The 26276-nt window shown below is 44.5% G+C and carries 30 protein-coding genes, 1 riboswitch and 1 other annotated feature; of the genes, 24 read left to right on the top strand and 6 right to left on the bottom strand.

All coding sequences use genetic code 11. The features are described 5' to 3' along the window. Positions 1 to 49: 49 nt before the first annotated feature. Complete coding sequence (locus tag DWB64_RS05530) at positions 50 to 406, top strand: DUF3795 domain-containing protein (protein ID WP_129487203.1); 357 nt, start codon at positions 50 to 52, stop codon at positions 404 to 406. A 39-nt stretch (positions 407 to 445) separates the two neighbouring features. Here the strand turns inward: DWB64_RS05530 and DWB64_RS05525 are convergent, their stop codons facing one another. Further along, entirely contained in the window at positions 446 to 3043 is a 2598-nt protein-coding gene (locus DWB64_RS05525) for an FAD-dependent oxidoreductase (protein ID WP_129487202.1), read from the bottom strand. 365 nt (positions 3044 to 3408) lie between these two features. Between DWB64_RS05525 and rd (DWB64_RS05520) the strand changes: the two genes are divergently transcribed. From rd (DWB64_RS05520) to DWB64_RS05485, 8 genes are all read left to right on the top strand, one after another. After that, positions 3409 to 3567, top strand: a complete 159-nt coding sequence (rd, locus tag DWB64_RS05520; protein ID WP_129487201.1) for a rubredoxin — start codon at positions 3409 to 3411, stop codon at positions 3565 to 3567. 27 nt (positions 3568 to 3594) lie between these two features. Beyond that, positions 3595 to 3753, top strand: a complete 159-nt coding sequence (gene rd, locus DWB64_RS05515) for a rubredoxin (RefSeq protein ID WP_129487200.1) — start codon at positions 3595 to 3597, stop codon at positions 3751 to 3753. Positions 3754 to 3765: 12 nt separating this feature from the next. After that, a complete protein-coding gene (locus tag DWB64_RS05510) occupies positions 3766 to 4176 on the top strand; it encodes a Fur family transcriptional regulator (RefSeq protein WP_129487199.1) in 411 nt (136 codons plus the stop codon). An 82-nt stretch (positions 4177 to 4258) separates the two neighbouring features. Further along, positions 4259 to 4633 (top strand): desulfoferrodoxin, encoded by a 375-nt coding sequence (locus DWB64_RS05505; protein WP_129487198.1) that lies wholly within the window; start codon positions 4259 to 4261, stop codon positions 4631 to 4633. Positions 4634 to 4657: 24 nt separating this feature from the next. Continuing rightward, positions 4658 to 5167, top strand: a complete 510-nt coding sequence (locus DWB64_RS05500; protein ID WP_129487197.1) for a ferritin — start codon at positions 4658 to 4660, stop codon at positions 5165 to 5167. Positions 5168 to 5190: 23 nt separating this feature from the next. Next, entirely contained in the window at positions 5191 to 5766 is a 576-nt protein-coding gene (gene rbr, locus DWB64_RS05495; protein ID WP_129487196.1) for a rubrerythrin, read from the top strand. Positions 5767 to 5892: 126 nt separating this feature from the next. Next, complete coding sequence (locus DWB64_RS05490) at positions 5893 to 6996, top strand: M20/M25/M40 family metallo-hydrolase (RefSeq protein ID WP_129487195.1); 1104 nt, start codon at positions 5893 to 5895, stop codon at positions 6994 to 6996. Between the two features lie 20 nt (positions 6997 to 7016). Continuing rightward, on the top strand, positions 7017 to 8468 hold the full coding sequence (locus DWB64_RS05485) for an aminotransferase class I/II-fold pyridoxal phosphate-dependent enzyme (RefSeq protein ID WP_129487194.1): 1452 nt from the start codon (positions 7017 to 7019) through the stop codon (positions 8466 to 8468). 228 nt (positions 8469 to 8696) lie between these two features. Here DWB64_RS05485 and DWB64_RS05480 read toward each other — a convergent pair whose 3' ends face one another. Continuing rightward, the gene (locus DWB64_RS05480; protein ID WP_129487193.1) at positions 8697 to 9122 is read right to left on the bottom strand and encodes a hypothetical protein; all 426 of its coding nucleotides are present in this window, start codon (positions 9120 to 9122) and stop codon (positions 8697 to 8699) included. A 147-nt stretch (positions 9123 to 9269) separates the two neighbouring features. On the opposite strand from DWB64_RS05480, the gene DWB64_RS05475 reads away from it, so the two are divergent. The 4 genes from DWB64_RS05475 (at position 9270) to DWB64_RS05460 (ending at position 14689) form a co-directional block, all read left to right on the top strand. After that, positions 9270 to 9749, top strand: a complete 480-nt coding sequence (locus DWB64_RS05475; protein WP_129487192.1) for an NAD(P)H-dependent oxidoreductase subunit E — start codon at positions 9270 to 9272, stop codon at positions 9747 to 9749. A gap of 1 nt (position 9750) precedes the next feature. Further along, positions 9751 to 10992, top strand: a complete 1242-nt coding sequence (locus DWB64_RS05470) for an NADH-quinone oxidoreductase subunit F (RefSeq protein WP_129487191.1) — start codon at positions 9751 to 9753, stop codon at positions 10990 to 10992. Between the two features lie 159 nt (positions 10993 to 11151). Continuing rightward, on the top strand, positions 11152 to 12921 hold the full coding sequence (locus tag DWB64_RS05465) for an ABC transporter ATP-binding protein (protein WP_129487190.1): 1770 nt from the start codon (positions 11152 to 11154) through the stop codon (positions 12919 to 12921). Further along, the gene (locus tag DWB64_RS05460) at positions 12908 to 14689 is read left to right on the top strand and encodes an ABC transporter ATP-binding protein (protein WP_129487189.1); all 1782 of its coding nucleotides are present in this window, start codon (positions 12908 to 12910) and stop codon (positions 14687 to 14689) included. Before DWB64_RS05465 ends, DWB64_RS05460 begins: the two co-directional genes overlap by 14 nt. A gap of 66 nt (positions 14690 to 14755) precedes the next feature. Here the strand turns inward: DWB64_RS05460 and DWB64_RS05455 are convergent, their stop codons facing one another. Next, on the bottom strand, positions 14756 to 15292 hold the full coding sequence (locus DWB64_RS05455; RefSeq protein ID WP_243118950.1) for a ribonuclease H: 537 nt from the start codon (positions 15290 to 15292) through the stop codon (positions 14756 to 14758). Between the two features lie 224 nt (positions 15293 to 15516). Between DWB64_RS05455 and DWB64_RS05450 the strand changes: the two genes are divergently transcribed. The 5 genes from DWB64_RS05450 (at position 15517) to DWB64_RS05430 (ending at position 19635) form a co-directional block, all read left to right on the top strand. After that, on the top strand, positions 15517 to 15957 hold the full coding sequence (locus DWB64_RS05450) for an Lrp/AsnC family transcriptional regulator (RefSeq protein ID WP_164980248.1): 441 nt from the start codon (positions 15517 to 15519) through the stop codon (positions 15955 to 15957). Positions 15958 to 15971: 14 nt separating this feature from the next. Beyond that, a complete protein-coding gene (glnA, locus tag DWB64_RS05445) occupies positions 15972 to 17402 on the top strand; it encodes a type I glutamate--ammonia ligase (RefSeq protein WP_129487186.1) in 1431 nt (476 codons plus the stop codon). Between the two features lie 59 nt (positions 17403 to 17461). Next, positions 17462 to 17668: a binding site (T-box leader), on the top strand. A 51-nt stretch (positions 17669 to 17719) separates the two neighbouring features. Beyond that, positions 17720 to 18718 (top strand): tryptophan--tRNA ligase, encoded by a 999-nt coding sequence (trpS, locus tag DWB64_RS05440; RefSeq protein WP_129487185.1) that lies wholly within the window; start codon positions 17720 to 17722, stop codon positions 18716 to 18718. 56 nt (positions 18719 to 18774) lie between these two features. Further along, a complete protein-coding gene (locus DWB64_RS05435; RefSeq protein WP_129487184.1) occupies positions 18775 to 19272 on the top strand; it encodes a hypothetical protein in 498 nt (165 codons plus the stop codon). Next, positions 19273 to 19635, top strand: coding sequence for a methylglyoxal synthase (locus DWB64_RS05430; RefSeq protein ID WP_129487183.1), 363 nt, complete (start codon positions 19273 to 19275; stop codon positions 19633 to 19635). It abuts the gene before it with no gap. Between the two features lie 46 nt (positions 19636 to 19681). On the opposite strand, the gene DWB64_RS05425 is transcribed toward DWB64_RS05430, so the two are convergent. From DWB64_RS05425 to DWB64_RS05415, 3 genes are read right to left on the bottom strand one after another with little or no spacing between them, the layout of a single operon-like run. Next, entirely contained in the window at positions 19682 to 19924 is a 243-nt protein-coding gene (locus tag DWB64_RS05425; RefSeq protein ID WP_206736646.1) for a thioredoxin family protein, read from the bottom strand. A gap of 12 nt (positions 19925 to 19936) precedes the next feature. Next, positions 19937 to 20896, bottom strand: coding sequence for a permease (locus tag DWB64_RS05420; RefSeq protein ID WP_129487181.1), 960 nt, complete (start codon positions 20894 to 20896; stop codon positions 19937 to 19939). Further along, positions 20877 to 21164: a helix-turn-helix transcriptional regulator gene (locus tag DWB64_RS05415; protein WP_164980247.1), complete on the bottom strand. Its 288-nt coding sequence runs from the start codon at positions 21162 to 21164 to the stop codon at positions 20877 to 20879. The genes DWB64_RS05420 and DWB64_RS05415 overlap by 20 nt, the downstream gene beginning before the upstream one ends. Positions 21165 to 21813: 649 nt before the next feature. Further along, a riboswitch (cobalamin riboswitch) is annotated at positions 21814 to 21980 on the top strand. Positions 21981 to 22057: 77 nt separating this feature from the next. Here DWB64_RS05415 and DWB64_RS05410 point away from each other — a divergent pair. The 6 genes from DWB64_RS05410 to DWB64_RS05385 all read left to right on the top strand — a co-directional run bounded on the left by DWB64_RS05410 (position 22058) and on the right by DWB64_RS05385 (position 26270). Continuing rightward, on the top strand, positions 22058 to 23032 hold the full coding sequence (locus DWB64_RS05410) for an ABC transporter substrate-binding protein (RefSeq protein WP_129487179.1): 975 nt from the start codon (positions 22058 to 22060) through the stop codon (positions 23030 to 23032). A 95-nt stretch (positions 23033 to 23127) separates the two neighbouring features. Then, entirely contained in the window at positions 23128 to 24183 is a 1056-nt protein-coding gene (locus DWB64_RS05405; RefSeq protein ID WP_164980246.1) for an iron ABC transporter permease, read from the top strand. Next, positions 24180 to 24959 (top strand): ABC transporter ATP-binding protein, encoded by a 780-nt coding sequence (locus DWB64_RS05400; RefSeq protein ID WP_129487177.1) that lies wholly within the window; start codon positions 24180 to 24182, stop codon positions 24957 to 24959. Before DWB64_RS05405 ends, DWB64_RS05400 begins: the two co-directional genes overlap by 4 nt. Positions 24960 to 25044: 85 nt before the next feature. After that, on the top strand, positions 25045 to 25428 hold the full coding sequence (locus tag DWB64_RS05395) for a hypothetical protein (RefSeq protein WP_129487176.1): 384 nt from the start codon (positions 25045 to 25047) through the stop codon (positions 25426 to 25428). 100 nt (positions 25429 to 25528) lie between these two features. Then, positions 25529 to 26011: a helix-turn-helix domain-containing protein gene (locus DWB64_RS05390; RefSeq protein ID WP_129487175.1), complete on the top strand. Its 483-nt coding sequence runs from the start codon at positions 25529 to 25531 to the stop codon at positions 26009 to 26011. Further along, the gene (locus tag DWB64_RS05385; RefSeq protein WP_129487174.1) at positions 26004 to 26270 is read left to right on the top strand and encodes a DUF1294 domain-containing protein; all 267 of its coding nucleotides are present in this window, start codon (positions 26004 to 26006) and stop codon (positions 26268 to 26270) included. The genes DWB64_RS05390 and DWB64_RS05385 overlap by 8 nt, the downstream gene beginning before the upstream one ends. The last annotated feature ends 6 nt before the right edge of the window (positions 26271 to 26276 follow it).

Here is a 26276-nt window from a genome sequence, read left to right as displayed (position 1 = left end):
ATAATGACAATGATCTGATACATAAGTGAGGAACGGCTAGGAGGTAGTCATGGAAAGAAAAACTAAAATCGGCAGTTGCGGTCTGGCCTGTGTCGTATGCAGCTACGAGTGTGAAGGATGCGTACAGGAAAAGGCCAAATCATGTGAAGTGAAGGCGTGCAGCATGGAAAAAGGTGTCGGAGGCTGTCATGCCTGCAAGGAGTTTCCTTGTGAGAAGGACCTCTTCAAAAATAAACGCGTCATGGCATTCAACTGCTGCGCACGCGACATGGGTGTGGACGCTTTTGCGGACAAGCTGCTGCAGCAGCAGGCTCAGGGAGTAGAGTACCATAAAGCGGACCAGTCGCCTGGCGATTATGATGTGATGCCATCACAAGAGGCGATAGAGGCCTTTATAAAAAGCTAATGGACCAAAAAAAGGACGCAAGCGAATGCGTCCTTTTGGCTATTTAAGTACGATTTCCTCCACCATTTCCTTGATGTCAGCCTGTTTGCCGACTCCGCGGATCATGGTGAGTGATTTTGCCACGTCGCCGATTAGGATGCCGCCGACGAAGTGGTTGTTTCTGAAGAACATCTTCTTATAGACGCCTTGTTTTTCTTGGATGTCTCCAACTTCTTTATAGCTATGGTTCTCATCACGGCCGATATCGCCTATGGAGAACACCTTCATGTGCATACCGTTAAAGACATTGGCAGGGATGGACGGCTTGAAGGCGATTGTGTCTCCGACCGCGTTCGCGCCGGCTACGGTGCCCTGTTCGATGGCTGTCGGCCAGATGCCGTAGACAATGCCTTCATGCTCGCATACGTCGCCGCAGGCGAACACGTCCCGTGCGTTGGTCATCATCTGGTCGTTTACGATGACGCCTCGGTTGGTGATGATACCTGTGTTGTCAAATAAGTCTATGCTCGGTTTTACTCCCGTCGAGTAGATGACCATGTCGCATGCGATGAACTCGCCGTCGCATAGCTGGACCCCTTCAACGTGCTCTTTGCCTGTGATAGCGCTTACCATCGTGTCTTTGTAGAAGTCGATGCCCGCGTGGTCGATGCCCGACTCGAAAAGGCTTGAAGCATCTTTGTCGAGTTGTCGTGGAAGGGCTCTGTTCTCACGTTCGAGTACGACGATCTCAAGTCCGAGTTCTTTCAGTTCCCACGCCGCTTCAAGACCTAAGAGGCCTGCGCCGATCACCACGCATTTTTTCGCGTTTTTCGCATAGGCTTTGATCGCATCCGCATCCTCGATCGTCTTTAGGTTGAACACGCCGGTTTTTTCGATTTCGTTGATCTTCGGTATCATGTTCTGCGATCCATTTGCCAGAATCAATTTTTCGTATTTTCTACTGGCTCCGTTTGAAAGCTCAAGCAGTTTGTTTTCTGTGTCGATCATCTCCACTCTTACACCGAGTGTGGTGACGATCTTGTTCTCTTCGTACCAGGATTTGTCGTGTAGGTAGAACATACTTTCCTGATGCGACCCGTTGAGGTAGTCTGAGAGCATGGGTCTGTAATAACCCAGGTGGTTTTCCGCGCTTATCAGCTCGATGCTTGCGTTTTGGTTTCTCATTCTTACCGCTTCTGCTGCGGCGACACCGGCAGCCGATGCGCCGATGATGACGACATCGTATTCTTCCTGTGATGCGAATGTGTTTTCCACTACGACATATTCTTCAAACTGTTCATGGGAGGCGCCGCATGCTGGACAGATGTCTGGCGGTTCAACCCCTTCGAACACCTCATTACAGACAACGCACTTCCAAAGCTTCATCTCACCGCTTGGATTGATATGTTTTTCGCCGTCGTTCACATCAAGGCTGAAGTGGATGGAAGGTTCTCGGCCAAGCAGTTTTTCACCGAATCCCAATCCGTATTCGAAAGCCGCTTCCAGTTCGCTCTCAGAAGGTTTGAAGTTGACTCTGAGACCAGGCGCGTACATTTTCATTCTAAGGGCCTTAAGCCTCGCATCGACGTTTGGAACTCCTTCGCCAGACCATCCGTAAGAACCGAAGGCCGCAGCAAGTCTTCTGCCGTGTACGATAGGAGACATGCCCATCACAAGATCCATGATTGGTGGAAGCGCGTCGCCGTTGATGGTCGGTGTGCCGAACAGGTAACCGTCCGCCCACTTGATTTCTTCCATCACCTCGGACTTATCCGCATACACCATGTCATAGAGTTTGACATCGATATCACCTGCCGAGCGGATACCTTCTGTGATCTTGTCTGCCAGTTCTTTGGTGTAACCGTAGGCTGCCACATAAGGGATGATGACGGTTTTTTTCGTATTCGGATTACTCTCAGTCGACCAGTTGCGATAGGTTTCCACGATCTGTCTTGGATTTTCATCAAGCACAGGTCCGTGTCCAGGGCAGATCAGGTCGATATCAAGGTCCTCGATCTTATCTATCGCAGCAAGCACATGCGGCTTGAAAGGTCCCATAATCATCGTATAGTAATAGAGAAGGGCTTTGTTGTAGTCCTTTTTATTCCCATCGGTCATTTTCGAGTACAAGATATCATCAAAGGAATAATGTGAACCGAAACTGTCACAGGTGATGATGGTCTTGTCTTCTTTTATATAGGTATAGATCGAATCCGGCCAATGTAGGAAAGGTGCTGAGATGAACTTGAGTGTTTTTCCACCAAGGTCGATTTCAGTATCGAAGTTGACGACCTCATATCTGAAGTCACGGTTGGCAATCGCCTTTAAAAAGTTGATGGCAGCTGCTGATCCTAAAACGACAGCGTTTGGAGCATAATCAAGCAGCAGCTCCACACTACCCGCATGGTCGGGTTCGGTGTGATCTACAACGATATAGTCGATGCTCGCAGGGTCTACTACCGATCGCAACTTTTCCATATATTCATCAAAACACTTTACTTTAACAGTTTCAAACACAGCGGTCTTTTCTGTGCCCTGCACCACATAGGAATTGTACGTCGTACCGAATTCCGTGTGCATTACGATATCGAATATTCTTAAATCGGGATCAAGTGAACCGATCCAAGTGATACCATCTTTGAGTTTTAAGGTTTTCATAAAATCCTCCCTTGATTGAATGCAAATATGTAATCGTTACAAACTAAATACACTATAGTAGATTGATACCTTTCTGTCAATCGTTTCTCTATTATTTATACCTATAAAAATTCTAATCAAACCAAGTGTTTGCATAACATGCGCGAATGATAATCACTCTCGCCGGCGTGAACATAAAGTCGTCTTTTTTCATATTTTTGCGCAATCCTGTTGACTTTTTTAACAAGTTTGATATTATAAATATGTAATGATTACAAATTAAAAGTTATTACACGTTTAAATAATTTTACCTTTTAAGGTGTTTTCAAAACGCGATTGAGGGTAACAATGACGTGACTAAAACAATTATACAAGGAGGAATTATCATGCAAAAGTATGTTTGTATTGCTTGTGGTTATGAGTACGACCCAGAAATCGGTGATCCGGATGGCGGAGTAGCACCTGGAACATCATTCGATGACATTCCAGAAGATTGGGTTTGCCCTCTATGCGGAGTCGGCAAAGACATGTTTGAACCAGCTTAACTAAAATTAGGACAAAAGGAGAATGATATGGAAAAGTTTGTTTGCGTAGCATGTGGATATGAATATGATCCAGAAATCGGTGATCCAGATGGTGGAGTAGCGCCAGGTACATCTTTTGACGATATCCCAGATGATTGGGTTTGCCCATTATGTGGAGTTGGCAAGGATATGTTCGAGCCAGCTTAGAAAGAGTTTAAAATGAAGCTAAGAATTGACAACATCGGTGATTATCTGAAAAGTCATAACATCAAACCGTCATTTCAGCGCATGAAAATTTTTGAATACCTGTATCAAAATCGTACACACCCGACAGTTGATGAAATCTACAAGGAATTGGTTTCTGAAATTCCCACATTATCAAAGACAACTGTATACAATACGCTCAATCTTTTCGTAGAAAAAGATATCGCACAACTTATCACAATCGAAGAAACTGAAGCTAGGTATGATGCGAATACAAAGGTTCACGGACATTTTAAATGCGAAAAATGTAAAGAGGTTTATGACTTTGAAACAGATATAATCAACATTGAATCAGGTTCACTTGATGCATTCCAGATTAATCAAAAACATATTTATTTTAAAGGGATTTGTAACAAGTGTCTTTAAGAAACATTAAGGGGATTCTCGTAACTAATCGAAGAATCTCTTTTTATGAGAAACCTACATACCCAAAAACAGGAGGATAACAATGGCTAAAAGACTTGAAGTTTACAAATGTGAGGCTTGTGGCAACATCGTGGAAGTCTATCATGGTGGTCCAGGCGCACTTGTATGTTGTGATGAGGAAATGCAGCTTTTAGAAGAAAAAACTGCTGATAAGACTACTGAGAAACATGTACCTGTAATCGAAAAAATCGATGGCGGCTTTAAGGTGACTGTTGGATCTACACTTCACCCGATGACAGAAGAACATTTTATCGAGTGGATTGAACTTGTTGCGGATGGAAAAGTCTACACAGAATATTTAAAGCCGGGTCAAGAACCGGTTGCCATATTTATGGTTGAAGCAAACGAAGTGGTTGCTCGTGAATATTGTAACCTTCATGGCCACTGGAAATCATAATACCCGCCACTAAGGAGTGAATACATGCTTAAGGATAAATTGAATCAAGCCTATAATAAACAAATCAATGCAGAATTCTATTCGGCATTTCTTTACCTGTCGATGTCTGCCTATTTTGAAAACCGAAATCTGCCAGGTTTTGCAAACTGGATGAGAATTCAATTTGAAGAGGAACAGTTCCACGCACTTAAATTCTACAACTATGTGAACGAACGTGGCGGTAGGGTGGTGTTGGAAGCAATGGATCAGCCGATCACCGATTGGGATAATATGATCCATGTTTTCGAGGAAACACTAAAACATGAGGAACACGTGACAAGTCTTATAAATGATCTGATGGCACTTGCAATTGAAGAGAGAGATTACGCTTCTACAAGTTTCTTGCAATGGTTCATTGATGAGCAAGTGGAAGAAGAATCCAATGTGAACAGCATCCTCGATCAACTGAAGTTGATCAACGGCGAAGGACACGCTGTTTTAATGCTTGACAGAGAACTTGCGACACGTACATTTGTTCCACCGACAAACGCATAATGAGATAATAAGGGAGAGATACGATGGCTTCAATTAAAGGTACAAAAACTGAGCAAAACCTATTAAAGGCATTCGCTGGTGAATCACAGGCGAGAAACAGATATACGATGTTTGCAAAGCAAGCAAAAAAAGAAGGCTTCAATCAAATCGCGGCACTATTCCTTGAGACTGCCGACAACGAGAGAGTGCATGCGGAAAGATTTTTCAGCTTCCTTGAAGGTGGCGGAGTGGAGATCACTGCGATGTACCCAGCTGGAAAAGTTGCTTCAACACTTGAGAACCTTAAAGAAGCCGCTGCAGGCGAGAATGAAGAATACACAGAATTATATCCTCACTTTGCTGAAGTTGCCAAAGAAGAAGGATTCATGCAGGTGGCTGCTGCGTTTACAATGATCGCAAAAGTAGAAAAGGAACACGAACAGCGTTACCTTAAACTTGCTGCCAACATTGAAAACGATGAAGTATTTAAAAAAGGCGAAGTAGAAAGATGGAAATGTGATAAGTGCGGTTATGTTCACGAAGGTGAATCAGCACCTGAGAAATGTCCAGCGTGTCTTCATCCGCAAAACTACTTTGAAGTTAAAGAGTCAAATTACTAAATTTTAAAGAATATTTGTAAAGGTAGACACTTGTGTCTGCCTTTTTTCTTTGTTATGCTCAACATATCAATGTTCAGATTTATGTTAGACAAACCATACCCCTATAAGGTGGATTAGGAGGAATTTATGAATACAGATCGGTTAGTAAAAAACTTTATGGATTTAGTTCGGATCGATAGTGAGACAGGCAATGAAAAACCGGTTGCTGATTATATTGAACCAGTACTTGAACGCCTTGGATTTAGCGTAAGTTATGATAAGGCTAATCTTTCTTTTCCATCCAATACAGGCAATCTGATTGCTAAATACGGGGATACCAAATCTCAGCGCACACTATTGCTTTCAAGCCATATGGATACGGTAAGACCTGGTATCGGCATAAGGCCTGAGATAAAAGACGGATACATCGTCAGTGACGGGACTACGGTATTGGGTTCAGACGATAAGGCGGGAATCGCAGCTATACTTGAGGCGATTGAGTTCGCTACAGAAAACGGAGATGCCATCAGACCGCTTGAGATCGTATTTTGCATAGCGGAAGAAGGTGGACTCAATGGATCCAAGTTTCTCGACTATTCGATGATCGACGCTAAAATGGCCGTAGTATTCGATAGTGGCGGCGCTCCAGGCGAAGTGATCGTCAACGGACCAGCTCAGGATAAGATCGATGTTGTGATAAAAGGCAAACCTGCCCATGCGGGTGTTTGTCCTGAAGAAGGAATCAGTGCGATTCAAATCGCCGCATCTGCGATCAATCGTATGAACCTGCTTAGAATCGATGAAGACACCACTGCCAACGTGGGTACGATCACAGGGGGTCAAGCGACCAATATCGTTTGTCCTGAAGTGATCATCAAGGCAGAAGCCAGATCACAAAAAAATGATAAGCTGAATCATCAGACGGCACATATGGTCGAGTGTTTCGAACAAGCGGCTGAAGAGTTCGGCGCGGTGGCAGAGATCAACATCGAAAGAGCCTATGACGCTTTTGAAGTGTCGATGGAAAGTGAAATAGTAAAAGAAGTCGCAAAAGCGATCGAAGCGATAGGAGCTAAAGCCCATTACAAGGGAACAGGTGGAGGCTCGGATACCAACAATTATAACAAAAAAGGTATTGAGGCAGTCAATCTCGGGGTAGGTATGGAAAAGGTACACACACTCGATGAACGTATCAGTATCGAAAATCTGACGAAAACAGCGCAACTGGCATATCAGTTGATTACACAGTAAAGTAAAGAAGGTGACATGATTTGAATAAACAACTGGCAACACCTCTATTTGACGCACTCAAAGCATACGATGAGAGAAAAGTGATTCCTTTTGATGTTCCCGGGCACAAGCATGGCAAGGGTCTTGAAAAGATGAGGGAATATTACGGAGATAAGATGTTTGAGCTCGATGTGAACTCGATGCCTTGTCTAGATAACCTATCCAATCCGATCGGTGTGATCAAGGAAGCCGAAGCACTTGCAGCAGAGGCATTTGGAGCAGATAGGGCATATTTCCTTGTCAATGGTACCTCGGCAGGTATACAAGCGATGATCATGAGTGTCTGTGAACCGGGGGATAAGGTGATTTTGCCAAGAAACTGTCACAAGTCGGCGACTTCGGCGCTTATCCTATCGGGTGCGATACCGATTTATGTTCAGCCCCAGATTGACGAGCAGCTTGGAATAGCCATGAGTGTCGAACTTGAAGACATCAAGCAGACCATCGCGGACAACCCTGAAGCGGCGGCGGTGTTCATCATCAACCCTACTTATTATGGAGCTGCATCGGATCTCAAGGAGATCATCAGGTTTGCCCACCAGTACAATATGATGGTGCTTGTCGATGAAGCGCACGGAGCACATTTTCATTTTCATCCCGACGTACCTCAATCGGCAATGAAGCTTGGTGCCGACATGAGCGCTGTCAGCCTTCATAAGACAGGAGGATCTTTAACACAAAGCTCTATCCTTTTGTTGAATGAAGAGAGAATCGCGCACAGCAAGGTCAAGACCACACTTAGTCTGACTCAGACGACTTCGGCATCCTACCTTCTGATGGCTAGTCTTGATATCGCAAGGGCTCAGCTGGCGACAGAGGGGGAGGAGCGAATCAGTAACATTTTGAAGTTATGTGAAGAGGCTCGTGTGAGAATAGAGGGAATCGAAGGATTATATGCCTTTGGACCAGACCAGATCGGTCATCCCGGTGTGTTCGCATTTGACACGACAAAACTAGGTGTTAATGTCGCTCAGCTAGGGCTCACAGGTTTTGAAGTATATGACATGCTCTTTGAGCACTATAATATTCAGATTGAAATGGCGGACATGTACAATATTCTAGCAATCGTCAGCTTAGGCGATACAAAAGAGAGTTTGAGCGCGCTTGTAGACGCACTTGAAGATATTGCACTCAACAGACGAAAAAGCGAGCCGGTGATACTTTATACGGCGACGCTTACAAATCCTCAAGTGATCGTTTCTCCACGGGATGCCTATTATGCGACCAAGCACGTGGTCGCGCTTGAAGATGCCGTTGGTGAGATCAGCGGCGAGTCGATCATGACCTATCCGCCTGGAATACCGATTGTGACACCAGGCGAGAAAATCAGTGCGCAGATGGTGGAGCATATTGTTCGTTTAAAGAGCCAACCTTCGCTGATGCAGGGGACTGAAGACCCTTATGTTGATTTTATCAAGGTGTTGGGGTATTAGGTGATTGGAAGATAGAAGATAAAAAAGACAGTTCTTGCGAACTGTCTTTTGTTTTTTAGATTTGAGCCATTCTTCAGCACCTGGAAGACGAGCTGCTTTGCCATGGAGGCGGCACGAACTGGGGTACGTTCTGAGGCTTTAGGGCTTTGAGAGATTGAAGCTACTCTTCAGCACCTGAAAGACGAGCTGCTTTGCCGTAGGGGCGGCACGAACTGGGGTACGTTCGTGCTACATCCTTTTTTTATAAACGGCTTCTGCTCGGGCGGTTAGGAAGTCTTCTCTTCTTTGGTCGAGCTGTTGCATGAAGTCGTTGGCGCTGTCGTCGTCGGTTTCGATGACGTCTCTTGTGCTTTCGTAGGCGTCCATCATGTCGATGCTTAGGCTAAGGTAGGCGTTAAGTATCGCGATTTGGCTTTGGGCGTATAGGTCGTCGTTTTCGGTTTCGTTGATGATGCTCTGGTACATGTCGATTGCGGCGATATAATCTTTGTTGGCAATCGGTCCGATCAGGTCTGCATATAGCTTTAAAGCCTTATAGTGCACATCGTCTTGCAGTTCTGCTTCAAGTATTTCTTTGATCGAATCTACCGCTTGTTGGTATTGACGGTTTTTTACTAATTCCACTGCTTCTGTGTAAAGAGTTTCTCGCATCATTTCACCTCGTATAAAATTAGATGTTAAAATAGTAACAATTGTTCGACTATTCTGTCAATTGTGATACACTGATATTGTCCACAAATTAACGTTCCCTATTGCTATTATACCAAAGGGAACCGATAAAGGAAAAGGAGGATTTGATTAGTGACATTTACAAGAGAAACTTGTCAACAAGTCGACGCTATTTGTGAAGCTCATGGAAACAATGAGTCACATCTTTTGCCCATTCTTCAAGAGGCGCAAGAGCTTAGCCCCTACCACTATATCTCACAAGAGGTGGCAAGCTATATAGCATCGAAACTCAATGTGACACTCGCTCATGTTTCGGCGGTAATTTCGTTCTTTTCATCGCTATCTACAGAGCCAAGAGGCAAACACGTCATTCAGATCTGTAAGAGCACAGCATGTCTAGTGAACGGTTACCAAAATATTCGTGATAGTCTAGAAGAGCATTTAGGAATTAAAGTGGGTCAGGTAACAGATGACCAGATGTTCTCACTGGAGTATACCGAATGTATTGGAGCTTGCGATGTATCACCGGCTATTCGAATTGATAAAACAGTACATGGCAACCTTACACACGAAAAAGTCGCTACGATTTTAAGCGAAATAAGGGGGCGATAGGATGGCTGTTAAAACACAAAGGATACTCACAAAGAAGTTTAAGGAATACGATCCGATGTCGATCGAGGGTTATATCTCACTTGGTGGTTTCAAGCAATTTGAGAATTGTCTCAACCGAAAATCCGAGGATGTGATCGAAGACATCAAAAAATCAGGAATAAGAGGCAGAGGCGGTGCGGGCTATCCTACAGGAATCAAACTTGAGCAATCAAAAGTGGTGCCTGGAGAGAAGAAATATATCATCTGTAACGCCGATGAAGGCGAACCTGGAACCTATAAGGACCGTCAGTTCATTGAATTCGATCCCTACAGCATTGTAGAGGGCATGCTTATAAGTGCCCTTGTCGCAGACGCTACAGACGGTTATATCTATGTGAGGGAAGAGTACTTCCATTTACACGGGCTGCTGCACAATGCGATTCAAAAAACACAAGAGGCTGGTTATTTAGGCACGAATATCAAAGGATCGGGTTTCAACTTTTCACTTGAAGTCTTCTCGGGAGCTGGAGCATATGTTTGCGGCGAAGGCGGGGCCTTGATCGAGTCGATTGAAGGAAACCCTGGAAAACCGAGAAAGAAACCACCTTATACGAAGGTGCGTGGACTGTTCCAGCTACCGACACTTGTCATGAACGTCGAGACCTTGGCTGCGATTCCTGCGGTGCTAGAATTCGGCGTAGAGAAGTACATGAAACTGGGAACACCGGATTCGATTGGAACAAAAGTGATCTCTGTTAGTGGTAAAGTTAACAAACCTGGTGCCTTTGAGGTAGAATTCGGTGCGAGTCTTAATGATATTATTAACGAGCTTTGCGGCGGGATGAAGGACGGAGCCAAGCCTAAGTTTTTACAGATAGGCGGAGCGTCAGGTCCTATCGTTCCGGCTCATGAGTTCGATTTGAGACTGTGCTATCAAGAACTTTGGGAACATGGTTTCGATGTCGGTTCTGGTGCCATCGTGGTTGCGGACGAATCGGTCCGTTTAGTGGACTATCTCGAAACGGTATATGAGTTCTTCTTAGATGAGAGCTGTGGTAAATGCACGCCTTGTAGGGAAGGAAACAGACAGATCACACATATCTTAGGAAGAATCGCACATGGCGAGCACGATGACGCGCTGATCGCAAAAGCGGAAAAGTATGCGAGACTCATGAAAGAGGTTTCCTTCTGCGGGCTTGGTAAGACCGCGAACGCGCCTCTCTTGTCGGCGATCAAGAACATGCGTGAATCATTCTTTGAATAAAAAGATAGGATAAGGCAGGTGAATCTATGATTCACCTGTTTTTTTTATTCTTGAACCGACGCGAGTCAACTTGTCTGAAGATATTGACACTTCCACTTCGATGCCATATCTTAGAAGAGTAGTTCAATTTTAGAGTAATAAAATGCTTTGGGGGATAAAATGAAACGTGAAGTCACTACACCTAAACTTGTATTTGGATACGCGCCTCTGACCAGCAGTTTGATGTTGGTGATCAGGGTGATGTTATCAGCAGTACCCGTCGCGACGGTATACCTTAGCGCATGGTTCATCGATACTGCGATAAAGAGCCGTGGCGGCGATACAAGAGAAATGCTTCTTGCACTGTGCGCCATGATAGGGCTGATCGGTACGGCCTGGGCCCTTGAACAGAGCTTTGATCTCTTAAAGGACGCTCTAGGGTTAAAACTGAGTGTGACGCTGACACCGGATATCGTAGAGCACTGTTCGAGAATCAAGTATGAGTACTTTGAACATGCCGCCACCTATGACCAGCTGAAGCGCATTAAAGAGGATATTCACGAGAAGATCCAGCTATCCTACATCAACGGATTGAATCTGCTGACATACATGCTCAAAATCGCGAGTATGTTTGTTGTCCTATATCAGCAGACCGTCGTGATGACACTTGTGATCGGAGTCATCTCACTACCCCTTCTGATCGTAGCCTTCAAAGGTGGAAAACGGGTCTATGACGCCTACGAGCAAAGTACAAAGCTATTTAGAAAAGCGGATATCTACCGCAATATCTTAAGCTCGAGAGAACATGCTTATGAGCGTGTCATTTTCTCCTTTGGTGATTTTATCAATAAAAAATGGCAGGAATCCTTTACTGAAGCGAGACGAATCGACTATAAGGTCACACTGCAAAACTTTGTGAGGATGAAAAGCTCCTCTTTGGCGGTGATCTTCTTCTCCATGTCGATCGCATTTCTACTGGCGCCGTCAGTGGCGGATAGGAGTATGAGCCCGGGGTTATATATCGGGCTGATTACAGCTGTCTTCAAGCTGGTTGATGTGTTGTCGTGGGAACTGATCGTCAATGTGAAGGATTATAGCAAATATCGTTTGCTGGTCGCCGATTTGAACCGGTTTTACAACTACGACAAGGAGATTGACTCATTGCAGCCCCTACGACATGATTCTGAAAGTCGGAGGATCTCTTTTGATAAGGTGAGCTTCAAGTACCCGAGTACGACGGGTCCGATTCTAAAGGGGATCGACTTTAGCTTGGAACCGGGCAAAACCTATGCTGTCGTAGGAGCGAATGGAGCTGGAAAATCTACACTCATCAAGCTTTTGACAGGTCTTTATGATGAGTTTGAGGGGAGCGTCATGGTTGGGGGCAAGTCCATATCAGAAATGAATAAGGATGAACTCAGGGCTTATTTTGGAATCGTGCATCAGGATTTCACCGCCTATCATCTGACGCTTAGAGAACAGCTTAAACTGGCAGGTGTCGAGCTGGATGAGAACAAGCAATCTTTTCTTCAGGCCCTAAGGGATCTGAAAATGGAGGACTGGTTCGCCTCATTGCCCTTTGGACTGGATACCCATCTAGGTAAACTTGAAAAAGATGGAGTGGAGTTATCAGGAGGGTTATGGCAAAAAATCGCTATTTTACGGGTTCTCCTTCAAAACAGGCCGATTCAGATTTTGGATGAGCCAACTGCCGCGCTCGACCCATTAGTGGAACGGGAGTTGTATGAACAGTTTGAGAGGCTGAGCAAAGACAAAACAAGCATATTGGTCACCCATCGCCTCGCCGCGGCGAGCATCGCCGATGAAATCCTAGTACTTGAGGAGGGGGCGATTGTCGAGCATGGCACCCATGAGGAGCTGATGGCAGAAGAAGGAATCTACGCCGGCATGTACAATACTCAAAGGAGCTGGTATCATGATATTGCTTAAATCCATAAAGGAATCCGTGAAGAAATCCCTTAGACTCTTTAAGATGGTCGCCGCTGCAAATCCAAGACGCTTCTGGCTTGCCAATCTCTTTTTCATGATCGATGGAGGACTGTTCGCCGCTGGCATCTACGTTTTTTCTAAAGTGTTTGAGACGGTTTCGAAGCTTCCCGGCGGAGCCTCAAGTCTTAAGGAGTTAATGATCGGCCTACTGCTTTTAGGTGTCATGAAGGTTCTTCACGAGGTGATCAGCGGTGTTGACATGTTTCTGGGTGAAACCTACGATACCATCGCAAAAGAGCACCTGACAAAAAAACTGAATGAAATCACTTTTAAGAGAAACGCGCTTGACTTTGAAGATGTGCATCTCCTTGAAGAAGTCGAAAAGGCATATGAGGGGATCAGACATGCCATACGCTATGTCAACGTACTCAATGACGTCTTTCTATATTACCTGCCCCAGTATCTCTTCTTAGGAATCTATCTGTACAGCTTAAGCCCAGTTCTTGCCTTTGTGCTCCCCATGATCTTTATTCCCGTGGTCTTAGCCCAGATGCTGAGAGTAAGGCAGTATGCTCATTTGGAGGATCAGGTTTCACCTTTAAGAAGAAAAGCGAAACACTATGAGGACGCGATCTGTCAAAAGAGTATGGCAAAGGAGACAAGGGGGCTTGGGGCGTCCATCTACTTTATAGCAAAAATGAAAGATGCGCTAAAGGGCATGAAGCAAGTCAAGTGGAATACCGATCTGAAGTCGGCAAAGGTTCAGGCTGCTGGAAAACTGATCACCCTAATAGGCTATGGCGGCGTGTTATGGCTTGCCTACCATGAGCTGACAATCGGCAGAATCGGTGTCGGAGCATTTGCTGCCGTACTCGCTGCAACCGATGACATGTTTGCAAGTTTTGAGAGTCTTGTGATCTGGCGATTTGGTAGTGCCGCAAAGAACCTGGGTCAAGTGACACATTTGCTGAATGCCTTTAAAACGCCGATTCGATACAAATCGGATGAAAGTATGGAAGCGATAAGCCGATTGACGTTTGAGAAAGTCGGATTCAGCTATCCGAACTCTAATGGATTTGCCCTTGAAAACGTAAGTCTGACAATCAGAGCAGGTGAGAAAATCGCTGTAGTCGGTGAGAACGGTTCTGGAAAAACCACCCTTACAAAGCTTTTATCCGGAGTCTATCTCCCGACAACTGGTGCAGTACTTCACAACGACCTTAAGACAGAGTCGATTCATAACCACTGCTATGTCACGGTAGTTGGACAAAATTACGCAAGGTATCCGATGACGCTTAAAGAGAACCTTGAGCTAGGCTCTTTAAAAGGTGTTTCGATGAGTGACATCAATGAACTTCATCTTGAAAGGTATGGCATCGATTGCATATCCACTACATTGGAAAATGGCCTTGATACCCTATTGTCAAAAGAACTTGGCGGGACTGACCTATCAGGCGGTCAGTGGCAAAGGGTGGCAATCGCCCGTGCGATGAACAGGGAATCCCAGATCATCATTCTGGATGAACCGACCTCTGCGATCGACCCCATCGAGGAAGCCAGACTTTACGATATGTTTTTTGATTCTATTGGCGGGAAGACCGCAATTATCGTCACCCATCGCTTGGCGTCTGTAAAAAGAGCGGATAAGGTACTGGTGATCAAAGAGGGAAGAGTGGTAGGCTTTGATCGTCATGAAAGGCTACTGGAAGACAATATCTACTACCGAACCTTGTGGAAGGCCCAGGCAGAGCAGTATCAGGTTTCATAATATATTTTATGCGATAAAAAAGGACATGCGACTAGGAAGATTAAACCTTCCTGGCCACATGTCCTTTTATCTTAGTTCGTCCATCGCTTCATTGGCAAGCTCATCCGCCCTATTGTTGTAGATGATGCCTTGCGTGTAGGCTTCGATCGGCATGTCGAAGCCATAATCTTTTTTAAACTTGGCATGCCATTTTTTTATTGAGGCGGTATCGTCGATGTCGATGTGACCCTTCACTTTAAAGAAGTTCACTTTCGGGTGCCTTTCGACAAGTAGAAGCATCTCTTCCCATAAATCCTTGTTTTCCACAGGTGCCTTCTTACTGTTCTTCCATCCGTTTCTTTGCCAGTTCACATACCATTTCTGGTGGAAACAGTTGATGATGTAGGCACTGTCTGAATAGACGCTTACATTCATGTCTGTATTCTTTATCGACTTAAGTGCTTCAATCAAGGCGGTCATCTCCATACGGTTATTGGTGGTGTTGAGCTCCCCACCTTTAAGCTCCTTGACGGTTCCCTTGTACTCAAGGACGGCTCCCCATCCGCCGATATTGGTATCGGATTGATTACCGGAGCAGCCTCCATCGCAATAAATATTGATCATTCTTACTTCCTCCTGTTGATTCATGCCTTATTATAGCATATGTTAGTAGTATAATGGAGATTAGCAGCACAGGCGCATCGAAAGACCACATAAGTTCTATTAACTGAATGAAAACGGTGTCAATAAGCGATTTAACTATAAAATAATTTATATAGTGTTCATTCAACTGAAATAGCTTGAATAATCAGAAGATTAAGATTAAAATGAAAATGGAGGAAGACCAAATGGACCAATTTGATTTACAAATACTTTCGCTCCTACAGAGAGACGGTCGAATTTCGACAGCTGAACTGGGTAGAAAAATCGGGTTATCGACGACTGCTACAAAAGAGCGTGTGAAAAAGCTAGAGGATGAAGGCGTGATAGAGAGTTATGCGGCGATCATCAACCAGAAGGCTGTCGGATACGGATTGACTGCTTTTATCACGATTCCTGTCGGTGACATAGGCATCAAAGAAATGGGTGATAGGCTTACCGCTCTTCCAGAAGTGACAGAATGCCATAAAGTGACTGGAAACACTTGCTTTTTGATAAAAGTAATGGTGAAAGATGCAGACCATTTGGAACACCTTGTAGACGGTATAAACGATTATGCGCGCAATACATACACGTATTTGGCGTTATCAACGCTTAAGGAGAATGGGCAGGTGCCTATCTCTGAATAACAGGGGGATAAGACGTGTTTAAGAACTTACAGGAAGTCCAAGCATTTATCAAAGAACAAGAAGTTAAACTTGTTGATTTTAAAGTAGTAGACCTGGCCGGAAGGTGGCATCATCTGACGATACTTTCTCAAAAAATGGATGAAGGGGTGATGAACAGCGGAATCGGGTTTGACGGTTCTAGCTATGGTTTTAAGACTGTTGAAAAATCGGACATGGTATTTATTCCTGATCTAAGCACGGGATTTATCGATCCGTTCACTAAAGAGAAGACACTCGTATTTGTATCCAATATATACAATTTAGCCGGTGGCATTCACAGATTCGAAGGCGACCCTAGATTCATCTCCGAAAAAGCAGAAGGCTATATGAAAAAGACCGGAATCGCCGACACTTCAAGTTTTGGTCCTGAGTTCGAGTTTCATATCCTGGATCATTTCTCTTACCAGATTACCCCCCACTTTACTTGCATCGACCTTGATGCGGAACAGGCGGAGTGGAACACAGGGCAAGGAGAGACTAAAAACCTAGGTTACAAGGTGCGTCACAAGGGCGGATATCATGTGGATCTACCTTATGATGTGAACTATGACTTAAGAAACGAAATGGCGCTGCTTCTCGAGGAGTTGGATGTGCCTGTAAAATACCATCACCCAGAGGTGGGCGGTCCTGGTCAGCTTGAAATCGAGCTGAGCTTCGGGGACAGCTTTAAGATGGCAGACCGTTCCATGCTCCTTAAATACGTAGTGAAAAACGCTGCGATCAGAGCCGGCAAGACGGTAACGTTCATGCCTAAGCCTTTTTATAAAGAAGCTGGAAACGGCATGCACGTGCATATGCATCTCTTTAAGGAAGGCGAGCCTGTCTTCTATGACGAGAACGGGTATTCAGGACTTTCTCAGACAGCTCTTTATGCCATCGGGGGTCTTTTGAAACACGCGCCAGCCCTGCTTGGAATCACAAATCCTAGCACCAACTCGTACAAACGACTGGTTCCAGGCTATGAAGCGCCAGTCAGCATCTGTTTTGCGACCGCCAACAGAAGTGCCGTGATCAGAATACCGGGCTATGCCAATAAACCGCATGAAAAACGATTCGAATTCAGATCATCCGATGCCACCTGCAACCCTTATTTTGCAAATGCCGCGCTACTCATGGCCATGCTTGACGGTATCGAAAACAAGATCGATCCTGTTGAAAACGAATACGGTCCGTATGATGTGAACATCTTCGATCTGCCGGATGAGGAAAAGGCTAAAATCAAGGGACTTCCTACTTCGCTTTCAGAAGCTGCGGATGCGCTTGAAGCCGACTATGACTTCCTCTTGAAGGGAGATGTGTTCACAGAAGCGCTGATCAGGGATATTTTAAAATCGATTAGAAAAGATGCGGCTCAAGTCAACAACATGCCTCATCCAAAGGAGTATGAGTTGTACTTTGACCTATAAGCGGTCCTAAATCTCTCATCTTGACATTAAGAACGCTTGGGTGTACAATTCTTTCAATAAGTAAAACGATGATTGAGAGTAGTACAGTCGGTAGTGTTTTAAGAGAGCCAGTGGGTGGTGTGAACTGGTAATGCGCCAATTGGAATGGACTCAGGAGTGCGTGGGTGAATTTAGTAGCTTACGACGTATGGCTGCGTTAAAGCTTTTGAGTGGGTCTATCGACCAATTTGAGTGGTACCACGGAAGTTGAACCTTTCGTCTCATTACGGGACGGAAGGTTTTTTGTTTTTTGAATGGATACGAAAGGTGAGGATGACATGGAAGCTAAAAAAAGGATTTTCAGCGGCATAAAACCATCGGGTAGATTGACCCTGGGCAACTATATTGGAGCGATCAACAACTGGGTGAAGATGCAGGAAGATTTTGACGCCATTTACTGCGTGGTGGATATGCACGCGATTACAGAAAGACAAGAACCGGCAATGCTTAGAAAACTTACACTCGAGAGCCTTGCCCAGTACATCGCATGCGGCCTTGACCCCAAGGAAAACACCTTGTTCATCCAATCGCATGTTCCAGAACATGCCGAACTTGCCTGGGTGCTCAATTGTATGACCTACATGGGTGAACTGAGCAGAATGACGCAGTACAAGGATAAATCGAAAAAAAATGTTGAAAATCTGAATGCGGGTCTGTTCACGTATCCTACGCTCATGGCTGCAGATATCCTCTTGTATCAGACGGATGTCGTACCTGTCGGCGACGATCAGAAACAGCACCTTGAGCTTGCGAGGGATATCGCAATCAGGTTCAACAACCGTTACTCAGAGACTTTTGTCGTACCTGAGGTATACAATCCAAAAGTGGGTGCGCGCATCATGAGTCTTCAGGAACCTCAAAATAAGATGGCGAAATCGGATGACAATGACAACGCTTCGATCTATATCGTCGATTCACCAGATGACATTATGAGAAAACTAAAACGCTCTGTCACAGATTCTGTCGGTATCGTTCAAGTCAGCGATGATCAGCCTGGTATTAAGAATTTGCTATCCATCTATTCCGCGCTTTCTGACGAGAAAATGGAAGACATCGTCAGTCGATTCGAAGGCAAAGGTTACGGAGAGTTCAAGACCGAAGTCGCAGAAGTGATCATCGAGTCCTTAAGACCCACCCGCGACCGTTATGATGAACTGATGAAGAATAAGGACTACCTGAAGGAAGTCTATACGGATGGAGCCAACAGAGCCCAGGATCTTGCAAGAAAAACCTTGAGAAAAGTCTACAAGAAGACAGGTTTTATTCCGAGAGGCTAAATTTATGTCGACCTTGTAACCATATTTTAGTATGATAATAGTAAGGGGTGACATATATGAAAAAGTTAATTGGAGCTTTAATCTTAGTATTGCTGTTAGCCGGATGTCAGAAAGACAGCATCGAGTATCAGACCATCACATCATCACTAGGTGACATCAACTTCAATATGGAGAAGGCCTACGAACTAAAGGATGACGAGGTCATTGAAAACTTTCATATGACAACGTATGAAAAGGCGGACGGAAAGCAGATCAGAATTGTAAGTGAAGAGAACGCGGCGTATGTGGTCGATGAATCCGTGCTTGAAGAGGAACTCACACAGGTGGATGAAATTCATGTGGAACGAACTGAGATCCTTGATATTGAAGGGTTCGGCAAAGTCTATGGAGCGCTGCTTGACGACAGCCAGCTGGCAGGAATGATGTTCTACTATAAGTTTAACGCGGGAACGACAGTGTATACCATTCTGTTCATCAACGGCGAGGATTTTACAAAAGAAGAGGAAGCGAAAGTCAAAGCAATGATCACAACCTTAAAACTCAAGGAGAATTAGATGAACATCGCACTCGTTGCACATGATAAGAAGAAGGATGAGATGGTCCAGTTTGTCATAGACCATACAGATTTTTTAAGCGGCTGTAAGATCTATACGACTGGTACAACCGGCTTAAGAATTCAAGAAGCGACAGGACTTGAAGTGAACAGGCTCTTGTCAGGACCTATAGGTGGAGACCAGCAGATCGGTGCTCTTGCTGCCACAGAACAGTTGGATCTGATTATCTTTTTAAGAGATCCCTTGACTGCCCAGCCGCATGAACCAGACATTCTGGCCCTCTTGAGAATCTGCGATGTTCACAATATTCCACTTGCGACCAACACAAAAACAGCGCATCGCTTGATAGAATCCTTTAAATAAGAAAAACTCCTTCACACGTGAAGGAGTTTTTTTATAGTGTCTTATGCTAAAAGTGCTTCTCAAGCAGTTTCTCAAGTTTCTTTTCAGACGGTAGGAGGCCGCTGAAGAGGATTTTCCCATCGAGCGCAAGGGCTGGTGTTTTAATAACACCCATACCGAGAATCGTCGGGTAATCTGTGATCTTTTCAATTTCAACATCCCACTGTTTTGCAGCGGCTATGTTCTTGACGCTAGCTTCAAGATCGTTGCATTTTTTACAGCCTGAGCCGAGTACGGATAGTTTTCTCATCATATGTCTCCTTTAAAGTATGCCTGATAAGGTCAGTGCGTTGAATAGGTAGCCTGTAAGTAGGATTCCGAATCCTGTGATGCCGACAAAAATCGCGATGAGTTTTGTGCTGATCACCTTTTTAAGTAGGATCATTTCTGGTAAGGACAGTGCCACGACGCTCATCATAAAGCTTAGTGCCGTACCGAGACCGACGCCTTTGTTGATAGCCACCTCAACAACAGGAATGATTCCGATGGAGTTGCTGTAAAGAGGAATCCCTCCTGCGACGGCCACGAAAACTGCAAATGGATTGCTGGCGCTTGCATACTTTACGAACCAGTCTGCCGGGACCTGCGCGTGCATGAGCGCACCGAGTGCGATACCGATGACGACAAAGAGCCACACGCGTTTTATGATATCGAAGACGTTCTGAACCGCGAATTCGAGTCGGTCCTTCAAGGTCCTTTCCTGCACTTGTCCCTCAGGGAGGTTCATTTCAAAAATATAAGGTGCCACATGGTGGTAAAGGTCAAGTTTTTCGATGATGATACCGCTGACGATACCAATGACCATTCCCGATAGGGTATAGATCAGTGCGATTTTCCAACCGAAGGTGATCAGAAGGAAGGATAGGGCGATTTCATTCACTATCGGACTTGTAAGCAGGAAGGTGAACGTCATGCCAAGCGGAATGCCGCCTTCCACAAAACCTATGAAGATAGGCACTGTCGAACACGAACAGAAGGGACTGAATACGCCAAGTGTTGCCGACATAAGGTATCCATACCACCCGCCTTGCTTATTGAGCAGCTCTTTCACACGCTCCACTTGGACAAAACTTCGGATGAAGGATATGATGAAAACCATGACAGTAAGCAGGAACAGTATTTTTGTCGTGTCATAAACGAAAAAGTGGAGTGCCTCCCTAAGAAAACCCGGTTCGATCTTCAGGAGGTCGATGATCAGATAATCAGCTAGTGCTTCGAACATAATGAAGAATCGCCTCCTTTATGATTGGATACATCTCGTGTTGATCGTTGATACGGTAATGCATGAAGTTTCCTACTTTAGTATGGGTAATGATTCCGGATGTCTTTAAGAGTCTCAGGTGTTGTGATATGTTTGATTGTTCAAGTTCCAAGTCTTTTTGGATCTCACAGACGCATTGTTGCGAGTTTATCCACAGAAACTTTAGGATATTCAATCTTGTCTCATGCCCGATCGCCTTATAGACTTGGATGATTGTTTCTTTTGTCATGTCGACCTCCATTTCTATATTAGAATATTATCATATACTTATGTTTCGCGCCACACTTTTTATGCATTTTCATTTTAGTTTTTTTTTCTAGAGTATTGACATCGGTATTTTGTTATGCGTGTATATTCTGAAAAATGAGAATTAACAGGCATGTGGATAAGCTGTGTATAAACGAAGTGAGGGTATTAGCGATGGAGCGATAGATTGATGTAATTGCAAGGGCGAAAATACGTTCTATTTACGAAAGTTTCTGTGAAATGTGTGTGGATAACATGTGGATACTAAGGATAACATTTAAGCGGCGGTCGATTACATCTTGTCGATCCCAAATGCGGGGTGAGTCAATTATGCAAACAGAATTTTATACACTCCTATGCATAAATATGTTTCATTATGAAGAAATGGACTTAGTTTATGAATTTTCGCACATGAAAAACGGGCAATTTACCCTATAAGTTACTCACAATTTCTGTGGGTAACTTGTGGACAATGTGTACAAAAATGAGTGCAATCGGCTTTATAGAGCCCTTTATTATGTGGATAGCTAATAAAATGTATAAAAACTAACCCTATGCACGGAGAACTCAAGTGAATCTGTGCTAAAAAACGTTTGCTTTATCTGTGCAGTCTCTATATACTGATAGTGAACTTAATAACATGAAATATTGGTGCATATGCTTAATAGGGAAGCTGGTTCAAGTCCAGCGCGGTCCCGCCACTGTAACACGGAGTCAACTACGACCACTGGGAAGCCGGGAAGGGTAGAAATGATGATGATGTGAAGTCAGGAGACCTGCCGATATTTGTTGATAATCACGAGGAATGATGAGTCACGATTGAAATTAATCGCGTCATTTTTTGTGCGGTTATTTTTTTATTTCCAGGAGGATAAGATGAAAAAGATAAGTATTTTAATGATGTGCGTGATGCTGATGGCAGCGTTGTTCACAGGGTGTACACAAGAAGTGGAAACTACGGAGACCGATATCGGTCAGCAGACAACTGAAAACGTGGCGGTCGAATCGGCAAATGAGGAAAAGACTGCTGAAGCTACTGTTTATCCACTGACAATAGTCGATGGGGAAGATAGGGAAGTAGTACTAGAGAAAGAACCGATGAGAATCGTCTCACTTGCTCCATCGGTGACTGAAACGCTGTATGCTGTCGGTGCTGGAGACAAACTCGTTGGAAGAACGGATTACTGTCTGTATCCTCAAGAAACGACAGAAGTGCCTTCTGTCGGCACGATCAGAGAACCTAATGTGGAATCAATCGTCGCTCTTGAACCGGATGTGGTTATCGTAGCGAGTCTGTTTAAAGAAGAAGTGCTGATTCAACTTGAGGCACTTGATATTAAAGTGTTCGTATTAAAAGCCCAAGAGAGTTTTGAAGGAGTATATGAAACTACCCTTAACGCAGGTCTGATCACAAACCACAAGGCGGATGCCGAGGCAGTGATCGATTCGATGCGTGCGGATGTAAAACTTGTAACGGATGTTCTGGACGGCGTGGAAGCCAAATCAGTCTACTATGTTGTCGGTTTCGGTGAAAGCGATTATACTGCGACAGGTGATACCTTCATCAACGACATGCTTACGATGGCTGGCGGCGATAATATCGCTAAAGACGGCGAGCACTGGGTATATAGTTTAGAGAAGCTCGTTGAACATAATCCAGAGGTGGTTCTGGTCTCTGACAAATATGACTCCTTGGCTGGTTTTTCAACTCATGAGAATTATCAGGTGTTGGATGCTGTAAAAGAAGGTAGAGTGCTTGAAATCGACAGCGACCTGCTTAGCATCCAGGGCCCAAGAATTGCGCAAGGACTAAAAGCGATTGCAGAATTGTTGCATCCGGAATTATTTTAGGTGACTAGGGGACAAATCTGTCCCTTTTTCCTGTTTATTGGATAGTATCAGACGTACTGCAAGTATAAGTTTATTGGATGTGGAGAGTGGCGGTTATGACTTTTTATGAAAAACGAAGAGGGATCTATTTGATCTGTGCTATCGGTATCCTTGCGATGGTGCTGTTAGCGGTATTCTCTGCAACGCTAGGCGCTGCGGACATATCTTTCAGCGGCGCGTGGAGAGTGATGGCCCATCGTATTCCGTTACTTGGGAATCTGATAGACATTGATGATATCAGCAAGATGCATCAGACCATCATCCTAAACCTAAGAATACCTCGGATTCTTCTTGCCATCATGGTGGGAGGTCTTCTTGCCGGATCGGGTACGGTGTATCAAAGTGTCTTCAGAAACCCAATGGCTGATCCGTTTGTATTGGGAGTATCTTCAGGAGCTGCTCTTGGAGCCGCCGCTACGATGATCTTCGGACTAGAGATGAGCCTGTTCGGAATCAGCAGTATCAGTGTCGCCGCATTTATAGGCGCTCTGGTGACCACGTTTATTGTATACCGCGTATCCTCATCCGGTGGAAAAACGCCCGTGATGACACTTATTCTTACCGGGATAGCGATGAGCTTTTTCCTTAGTTCGATCCTATCTCTTTTAATCACATTCAATAGGGACCAGCTCGAGCAGATCGTATTCTGGTCGTATGGATCACTGTCGACGACCGGTTGGCGTCATATCTATACCGTACTGCCCTTTTATGCGGTTTCGATGGGGTTCTTCCTCTTGAAGGGAAGGGTGCTCAATATCCTTACCCTAGGTGAAGAAAGCGCATCGTCCCTTGGAGTGGATGTTCAAAAGGAAAGAAAAATACTTTTAGCGGTTGCGTCACTTGCAACAGCTGCCGCAGTCGCTGTTACAGGAATCATCGGATTTGTCGGTCTTGTCGTGCCCCATATGCTGAGACTTATCACAGGACCTGACAATAGGTCATTGCTTCCCTATACCATTATCGCAGGCGGTATCTTCATGCTGGTCTGTGATGCGGTTGCAAGGACGGCGATCATACCGATGGAGATTCCGATTGGAATTATTACCTCGGCGATAGGTGCGCCTTATTTCATCTACCTTATCGTTCGTAATAAGAAAAGAGGGTTATCATGACAAATTACCCCATAAAGATCGATAAGCTGACCTTTGCCTATGACAAGGAAACGGTTTTAAACCAGATTGAATTGAAGATTGCAAAAGGTGACTTTGTAAGTATCATCGGCCCCAACGGTTCTGGCAAAACCACCTTACTCAAACATATTGCTAAGCTGATTCCTACCCGCAGAAATACGGTCTGGGTGAACGAGATGGACATTCATGATTACAAGGCGATGGAGCTTGCAAAGACCATGTCGCTAGTGCCCCAAGTCAATCATTTTGAATACGGATTTTCCGCATTCGATGTTGTCATGATGGGACGGCATCCGCACGTATCTGGAATCAAGGGTGAAACAAAAGCGGATATTGGTGTTGTGAAAAGAGCGATGGAGCAGACAGATACCTATCAGTTTAGGGACCGTGCGATCAATACCTTAAGCGGTGGCGAAAGGCAACGGGTTGTGCTTGCAAGGGCAATCGCTCAAGATGCTCAAATACTGCTTCTTGACGAACCGATCACCTACCTTGACATTCATCATCAGATAGATGTGGTATCACTGATTCACAGGCATGCAAGGGAAGCGAATAAGACGGTCATCGCTGTGATGCATGATCTTAACTTCGCACTTAGATTCAGCGATTTCATCGTGCTCTTGAAACAGGGAACTGTTTTGAGTACTGGCACCCCTGAAGAGGTGCTTACTCCAGAAAATCTTAAAGCCGCCTATGGAATAGAAGTCGAACTTATCAAAAAAGAAAACAAACTGGTGCACATTATGCCTATATTTTAGCTGCTTATGTAAAAACGATTAAAAAAAGTGTGAGCAAAAGCATTGCAGGGTATGTAATTAGCGTCTATAAAAAGGAGGCTAACAAATGGTGAATCCAGTTATTTATAAAAGCGGTATCGTGTATTTCAAAATCGATTCGGACAAGGTGACCTTGACAGATGCGATTGAACTCACAAGGGACATTAAAGAAATGGTTCAGATGCATCATGCGTCGATTGTAGTAGGAGACACAAGGAATATGTTGTCGGAATATCCTCCTGAAGTGGATCGTATCTTTATTGAACTTTTCAAATCGCTACCAAACCATGTTGATAAATATGTGGCCATTTGCCATAATGCGGTCACGAAACTTGAAACGAACTACATCTTTAAACAGGTCGGTGTGGAGGATCGTTTCAAGGCCTTTGTCATTGAAGACGAACAAGAGGCGAAAAATTTTTCTGGGTTAAAGACATTAGAATTTAAGTGACCAACGAGCGGACAATTTGTCCGCTTTGTCTTTTTTTGACCATTGTGTCTTGTTTTGTTTTGGGATAGGAATATACTAAAAGTAAGAGGAGGTATAAGAAATGAATAACGAATCTTTATATACAGTAGATGAAATTGCGAAAAAATTAGATGTCAGTCCAAGAACGGTCAGAAGATATATCAATGCGGATGCGATCAAAGCGGTTAGAATCGGAGGGCAGTGGAAGGTCAAGAAGGAAGACCTGACTGCTTATCTCAACGGTGATCGAGGTCCCTTTAAGGAGGTCTCACACGACCATATCAAGGAAGACGACCTATGTGTCTTTATGGACAGCGAATACTACCGTTCTGACAGCAGGATACAGATCTGTTCGATCATCGACATCAATTTGAAGGATAAACAAGAAGCCACACCCATAGCAAATGAGATTATGGAACTTTTGAATAGCGACGACGCATGTTGCGGCAACAACGCCAAGTTCCAGTATATCTATAAGGACAAAGAGCAGATCGCCCGGTTTGTAGTTTGGGGAACCCCATCCAGCATCGAGCAGATCATGCAGCTGGTGAAGCGACATGAATAGTGTATTGATCTTAATCTACTTAGCCCTAATCAATATCACAGGTCTGCTGGTGATGGCAGTGGACAAGAAAAAGGCCAAGCAGTCGAAGTGGAGAATTCCTGAAAAGGTGCTTTGGACAATCACCCTTCTAGGTGGTGGAATCGGAACCTTTTTCGGTATGACCTGGTTCAGACACAAAACAAAAAAATGGCAATTCATATGGGGAATACCCGCAGTGATTTTGCTTGAGCTAGCATTATTTATAAAGGTAGTTGTTTAGGAGGAT

Source organism: Fusibacter sp. A1 (assembly GCF_004125825.1).
In the GTDB taxonomy this organism is placed as follows: domain Bacteria; phylum Bacillota; class Clostridia; order Peptostreptococcales; family Acidaminobacteraceae; genus QQWI01.
The sequence above is the reverse complement of the archived record's forward strand: the minus strand, read 5'-3'. Positions and strand labels throughout refer to the sequence as shown.

What these genes read in the sequence shown, in the direction of transcription:
- DWB64_RS05530 (WP_129487203.1), top strand. Translation starts at nt 50, where the DNA reads ATGGAAAGAAAAACTAAAATCGGCAGTTGCGGTCTGGCCTGTGTCGTA.
- DWB64_RS05525 (WP_129487202.1), bottom strand. Translation starts at nt 3,043, where the DNA reads ATGAAAACCTTAAAACTCAAAGATGGTATCACTTGGATCGGTTCACTT.
- rd (WP_129487201.1), top strand. Translation starts at nt 3,409, where the DNA reads ATGCAAAAGTATGTTTGTATTGCTTGTGGTTATGAGTACGACCCAGAA.
- rd (WP_129487200.1), top strand. Translation starts at nt 3,595, where the DNA reads ATGGAAAAGTTTGTTTGCGTAGCATGTGGATATGAATATGATCCAGAA.
- DWB64_RS05510 (WP_129487199.1), top strand. Translation starts at nt 3,766, where the DNA reads ATGAAGCTAAGAATTGACAACATCGGTGATTATCTGAAAAGTCATAAC.
- DWB64_RS05505 (WP_129487198.1), top strand. Translation starts at nt 4,259, where the DNA reads ATGGCTAAAAGACTTGAAGTTTACAAATGTGAGGCTTGTGGCAACATC.
- DWB64_RS05500 (WP_129487197.1), top strand. Translation starts at nt 4,658, where the DNA reads ATGCTTAAGGATAAATTGAATCAAGCCTATAATAAACAAATCAATGCA.
- rbr (WP_129487196.1), top strand. Translation starts at nt 5,191, where the DNA reads ATGGCTTCAATTAAAGGTACAAAAACTGAGCAAAACCTATTAAAGGCA.
- DWB64_RS05490 (WP_129487195.1), top strand. Translation starts at nt 5,893, where the DNA reads ATGAATACAGATCGGTTAGTAAAAAACTTTATGGATTTAGTTCGGATC.
- DWB64_RS05480 (WP_129487193.1), bottom strand. Translation starts at nt 9,122, where the DNA reads ATGATGCGAGAAACTCTTTACACAGAAGCAGTGGAATTAGTAAAAAAC.
- DWB64_RS05470 (WP_129487191.1), top strand. Translation starts at nt 9,751, where the DNA reads ATGGCTGTTAAAACACAAAGGATACTCACAAAGAAGTTTAAGGAATAC.
- DWB64_RS05465 (WP_129487190.1), top strand. Translation starts at nt 11,152, where the DNA reads ATGAAACGTGAAGTCACTACACCTAAACTTGTATTTGGATACGCGCCT.
- DWB64_RS05460 (WP_129487189.1), top strand. Translation starts at nt 12,908, where the DNA reads ATGATATTGCTTAAATCCATAAAGGAATCCGTGAAGAAATCCCTTAGA.
- DWB64_RS05455 (WP_243118950.1), bottom strand. Translation starts at nt 15,292, where the DNA reads ATGATCAATATTTATTGCGATGGAGGCTGCTCCGGTAATCAATCCGAT.
- DWB64_RS05450 (WP_164980248.1), top strand. Translation starts at nt 15,517, where the DNA reads ATGGACCAATTTGATTTACAAATACTTTCGCTCCTACAGAGAGACGGT.
- trpS (WP_129487185.1), top strand. Translation starts at nt 17,720, where the DNA reads ATGGAAGCTAAAAAAAGGATTTTCAGCGGCATAAAACCATCGGGTAGA.
- DWB64_RS05435 (WP_129487184.1), top strand. Translation starts at nt 18,775, where the DNA reads ATGAAAAAGTTAATTGGAGCTTTAATCTTAGTATTGCTGTTAGCCGGA.
- DWB64_RS05430 (WP_129487183.1), top strand. Translation starts at nt 19,273, where the DNA reads ATGAACATCGCACTCGTTGCACATGATAAGAAGAAGGATGAGATGGTC.
- DWB64_RS05425 (WP_206736646.1), bottom strand. Translation starts at nt 19,924, where the DNA reads ATGAGAAAACTATCCGTACTCGGCTCAGGCTGTAAAAAATGCAACGAT.
- DWB64_RS05420 (WP_129487181.1), bottom strand. Translation starts at nt 20,896, where the DNA reads ATGTTCGAAGCACTAGCTGATTATCTGATCATCGACCTCCTGAAGATC.
- DWB64_RS05415 (WP_164980247.1), bottom strand. Translation starts at nt 21,164, where the DNA reads ATGACAAAAGAAACAATCATCCAAGTCTATAAGGCGATCGGGCATGAG.
- DWB64_RS05410 (WP_129487179.1), top strand. Translation starts at nt 22,058, where the DNA reads ATGAAAAAGATAAGTATTTTAATGATGTGCGTGATGCTGATGGCAGCG.
- DWB64_RS05405 (WP_164980246.1), top strand. Translation starts at nt 23,128, where the DNA reads ATGACTTTTTATGAAAAACGAAGAGGGATCTATTTGATCTGTGCTATC.
- DWB64_RS05400 (WP_129487177.1), top strand. Translation starts at nt 24,180, where the DNA reads ATGACAAATTACCCCATAAAGATCGATAAGCTGACCTTTGCCTATGAC.
- DWB64_RS05395 (WP_129487176.1), top strand. Translation starts at nt 25,045, where the DNA reads ATGGTGAATCCAGTTATTTATAAAAGCGGTATCGTGTATTTCAAAATC.
- DWB64_RS05390 (WP_129487175.1), top strand. Translation starts at nt 25,529, where the DNA reads ATGAATAACGAATCTTTATATACAGTAGATGAAATTGCGAAAAAATTA.
- DWB64_RS05385 (WP_129487174.1), top strand. Translation starts at nt 26,004, where the DNA reads ATGAATAGTGTATTGATCTTAATCTACTTAGCCCTAATCAATATCACA.